This is a genomic window from Bradyrhizobium sp. Crot121 (genome assembly GCF_059512385.1).
On the sequence record NZ_JCAMOR010000177.1, the window covers coordinates 1 to 4,295 of the forward strand.

Consider the following 4,295-nt stretch of genomic DNA (forward strand, 5'->3'; position numbering starts at 1 on the left):
GCGGCGAGGTCGGACCGGTCGGCCGCGCTTAACGTCGAGATCGCTGCGCAGGAAGCTGCTGCCAAGGCGCTTCGCAACTCAGGACTATGCCAGTTGTTTGGCGCAATAGCCACCTCTGGCGGCGCGAGTTAGGTGCCGGTGTGAACCTCAAGGGCGCTCGCCAGAGTCAAGCGCGCTTCGATGAGCTGTACAAGGCCAAGATCCAGACGCCGCTCCCGAAGTCTGGTGTGGAGACGCCAGCCCCGAGAGGCAATACACCTGGCGACCCGCTTAGGCTGGACGCGCCCGATAGCACGACGGACCCCCTTGAGTTTACGCGCGTTGTCCAGGCACAGACAGCTGCCCAGCAGGCGGCGATGAGATGGAATGGCATGGGCACAATCGCAACAGAAGCCTTTAAGCTTCCGGGAGCCGGCCTGAACATGGGCGCGACGCACTACCAGGAGGAGAAGGCGAAGCTGGAGGCGGACGGCACCAAGGCGCGGGCGCAGATGGAGGACGAGAGTGAATTCATGGCAAGCTATGAGACGGTGATTCAGGACTTTCTGGGCAAGCTTGCAGAAATTCGTCGTGCCGATACCGAGGCGAGAAGCAAGATCGTCTATATGGCTTGAGTGCATCGTTCGGACGAAAAACGTCTGGGTTTGAGGATGACGTAAGATGATCAATCCAATGTCTGGATACCAGCCCTATGCATGGGCCAGCAGCGCAGGAAATGTTCTCCCCGGGGGGGTATCTTTGGCCTCGATTATGACGCTGGTTCTGATGGAACGGCATGACATTTACCAGAATCAAATCCGCTCTCAAATCGACGATATGCAGGCGCGCAACAATTTGCTGAAAGATATGGATGAGGCGTTGGCTGCCCTGCGTACCAATCGACCTACCGATGAGAAGACGGTTAAAGACTACGGCAGCTTCGTCGATTCGCAAGGCAAGACTCAGGACGTGTTTGAATGGATGCAGGCAAACGGCATCTCCATCGAGACGGAGAATTCCGACAAGAGAGGTGTGCAGTCGCAGTTTGACGCTGCCACCAGCAACCTTAAGGCGGCGATTGACAGTGCCAATAGCGAAGGGCAGATGGCGTTGATTTTTCTGCAAGGGCTGCTTGATAAGCTCAATCAGGTTGCTGAACTGATGTCTAACCTCCTTTCGAGAGATCAAAAGATCAAGGAGGTGATCATTGGCAACTCTCGTTAAGAGACGGCAACACATGAGTAGTACAGGACGGCGGCAGTCATCCCAGTTCTGCCCACCCGTTCTCACAGTTGCAATGAATGCAAGTGCGGCGGTGGATGGAAAGTTGAATGGATGCGCATTCTCCGCGGGAACGCCGTTTCCTCAATGTCTAGCAAGACCTTGCTGACGTTCCTTGGTCTACTGCTTACCCGATGTGCCGGCTCCGACTCGATTGCTGAACGCGGTGTTCTGCTGGCTTCGCCAAGTGTCGGCTGGCATGCGTCGGAGCCCTCCTTCTCAGCGGGGAAACCGCAAGCACGTAGCTTTGAACTGCTGGCACAGCCGTCGACCCGGCCGGTCACCGCCTCGGTGGAGCGGCGGCTGCCGGTCACCTCCGACAGCACTCGCGTGAGCCTCGACTACGCCAATGCCGATATTCGGCAAGTTGTGAATGACGTCGTGGGCGACATTATGAGCATGCCTGTCATCATCGATCCGGGCGTTGGGGGAAAAATGACACTTCGGACCTCGGGCAAAGTCCCCGTGAGTGATGTGCCGCGATTACTCGACCAAGCGCTAGCACCATACGGCTACGGACTGGCCGTGGTTGACCGCGGAGTTCGGGTGGGGCGCTTGGTCGATCTCGCCGGCGGAGTACGAAGCGATGTTCAAGTGATTCCCGTGCGCTATGTCGATCCAGCCGATGTCATCAAGGTGATCCGACCAAACGTCGAGGAGAGCGTGCGTCTGACACCCGCGCCGGGAGAACAAGGTATTGCCATAAGTGGACCGCCCGGCTCGGTGAGTTCCGTGCGCGAACTCATCGGTTTACTTGACAACGATGCTATGGCTCACAAATCGTTTGCGCTGTATACGCTGGCTCATGCGAGTCCGGCCGCCGTAGAGCGAGAACTCAGCTTCTTGTTCAACCAGAATGACCAGGGCAGAGTGCGCGTTCGGCTTGCGCCACTCGAGCGGCTGAACGGCATTCTTGTGGTAGCGGACGACCCTGTGCTACTTGAGCAAGTTCGTCGGGCTATCGCCAAGCTGGATAAGACGTCGGAGGCGGCGGCAAACGTTCACGTGCGTCCACTTCGGTACCGAAGGGCTACGGAAGTGGCGCAGGTGCTAGCACGAATCTTTGGCGCTCAGCCGCCCAGTGTCGTATCTCGCGCGCAGCCCGCGGGAGAGTTTGGGAAGTTGTCAATCGGAAGCGCATCCGATCGATCGAGTTTGCCCCTAAACGTTCCCGGCCTGTCGGACGAAAGATCGGATGCGGCCGCGTCAGCAACCCAAGCAAAGGACGATGCGGCGGTCCCCGCAGTCAGTCTTGGCCTGTCGGCGCCGGTCCAGATCCAGGCAGACCCCAGCCAAAATGCACTCGTGATCTTAGCAACGCCGACCGACTACAAAATCATCGAAGCCGCAGTTCATCGGCTTGATGTCAAGCCGCGGCAGGTCCTGATCCAGGTCATTGTCGCGGAGGTGCGGTTGAGCGATCATTTGCGATACGGTGTCGACTATCTTCTTTCCTCTCTGGATTTGGGTGCCGTTCCACAAGGTGGTTTGTCCTATGTGTTCCCAAATAGGGATGTCAACGTTGTGCTACGCGCGCTAAGCGGCCTCGGGGACGTCAAGGTCGTATCGGCGCCACGTATTCTCACAGTTGACAACCAAACTGCGACCATTGAAGTGGGCGATCAGGTTCCGGTCCTCGCGCGATCCTCACAATCCACGCTAAGCCAGAGTTCATCGATCGTGAGCGACGTCGAACTGCGCGACACGGGGGTCATTTTGGCCGTAACACCTCGCATCGGCGCCGGGGGTAGCGTGACGCTCGACATCTTTCAGGAGGTCAGTACGGCGAACAAGAACACACTGACCAACGTCCAATCCCCGGTCATTTCGGTACGTCGCCTCCAAAGCACCGTATCGACACGAAACGGCGATACGATCGCGATCGGCGGTTTGATGCAGGATAGCACCAACCGGATGGATTCCGGGGCTCCCGTGCTGAAGGACATTCCGTTGTTGGGACCTCTATTCGGCAGCACGGAGCACGCCAAGGACCGAACCGAGCTCTTGGTGTTACTGAATCCTCGGGTGGTTGAGAGTGGCGCCGATGCGCGTGCTTTGACTGAGGAGTTGCGGGAGAAGTTCGAATCGCTAGCCCCCGATCTCGGCCGCCACCTGACGCCCCAACGTAGGCGTCGTTCTCAGGCCACGGCTTTGAGGGCTTGGGCGCGGCAGGCGCAGGGCAGAAACTGTGCGAGGTCGCGGTGGGGATGTCCGTTGGTGACCTCAAACAGGACGTCAGAGTTAGGCAAGCGGATCGACTGAAATGGACCCGCGGAGCGGGACCGGTTGAACCGGCTTGTTAGTTGGAAACTGATCGCTCCTGATCCTTTTCTATCACGCAGCCAGAGATTCTGTCTGCTGCTGTTGCTGTGGGCATGTGGTCAACGCGTCAGCGTTGTCCACCATGTCCACAGCCTTGTCGGCGTGCATCCGTTCGCGCCAGATCGGCATCGGGGTGCGATAGCCGTGCGCCTGATGAAGGCGACGATCGTTGTAGAAGGCGATCCAGCTTGCGACCCCTGCCTTGGCCTCGCGGCCGTCGGCATAGCCTCTGAGATAGATGTCCTCATGCTTGAGCGACCGCCACAGCCGCTCGATGAAGACGTTGTCGATCCAACGACCGCGGCCATCCATGGAGATCCTGATCCCTAGCGCCCGCCAACGCGCCGGTGAAGGCCGCACTGGTGAACTGGCTGCCCTGGTCGGTGTTGAATATCTCCGGCGTGCCATACTTCGCCAGCGCCTCTTCCAGCGCCGCCACGCAGAACCAGACGTCCATCGTGTTCGACAACCGCCACGCCAGAACCGCACGGCTCGCCCAGTCGATGATGGCGACGAGATAGAGAAAGCCGCGGCCGATGGGCAGATACGTGATGTCGGCCGCCCATACCTGGTTTGGTCGGTCGATCGTCATGTTGCGCAACAGATAGGGATAGATCTTGTGGCCCGGCGCCGGCTTCGTCGTGTTCGGCCTTGGTCCCAGCGCCGCGATGCCCATCTTGCGCATCAACCGCTGCACGCGCTTGCGATTGACC

3 protein-coding genes and 1 pseudogene are annotated in these 4,295 nt (G+C 58.9%); 3 read left to right on the forward strand and 1 reads right to left on the reverse strand.

Going from position 1 to position 4,295, the window contains the following annotated elements; translation table 11 throughout:
* Window positions 1-140: 140 nt before the first annotated feature.
* From AC5ZGW_RS45460 to AC5ZGW_RS45470, 3 genes are all read left to right on the forward strand, one after another.
* On the forward strand, window positions 141-614 hold the full coding sequence (locus AC5ZGW_RS45460; RefSeq protein WP_496114141.1) for a hypothetical protein: 474 nt from the start codon (window positions 141-143) through the stop codon (window positions 612-614).
* Window positions 615-660: 46 nt separating this feature from the next.
* Entirely contained in the window at window positions 661-1,203 is a 543-nt protein-coding gene (locus tag AC5ZGW_RS45465; RefSeq protein ID WP_130231697.1) for a hypothetical protein, read from the forward strand.
* Window positions 1,204-1,347: 144 nt separating this feature from the next.
* A complete protein-coding gene (locus tag AC5ZGW_RS45470; RefSeq protein WP_165435644.1) occupies window positions 1,348-3,522 on the forward strand; it encodes a secretin GspD/PilQ domain-containing protein in 2,175 nt (724 codons plus the stop codon).
* A 72-nt stretch (window positions 3,523-3,594) separates the two neighbouring features.
* Here AC5ZGW_RS45470 and AC5ZGW_RS45475 read toward each other — a convergent pair.
* Window positions 3,595-4,295, reverse strand: a pseudogene (locus tag AC5ZGW_RS45475) (IS3 family transposase); the annotation flags it as partial.

What these genes read in the sequence shown, in the direction of transcription:
- AC5ZGW_RS45465 (WP_130231697.1), top strand. Translation starts at nt 661, where the DNA reads ATGATCAATCCAATGTCTGGATACCAGCCCTATGCATGGGCCAGCAGC.
- AC5ZGW_RS45470 (WP_165435644.1), top strand. Translation starts at nt 1,348, where the DNA reads ATGTCTAGCAAGACCTTGCTGACGTTCCTTGGTCTACTGCTTACCCGA.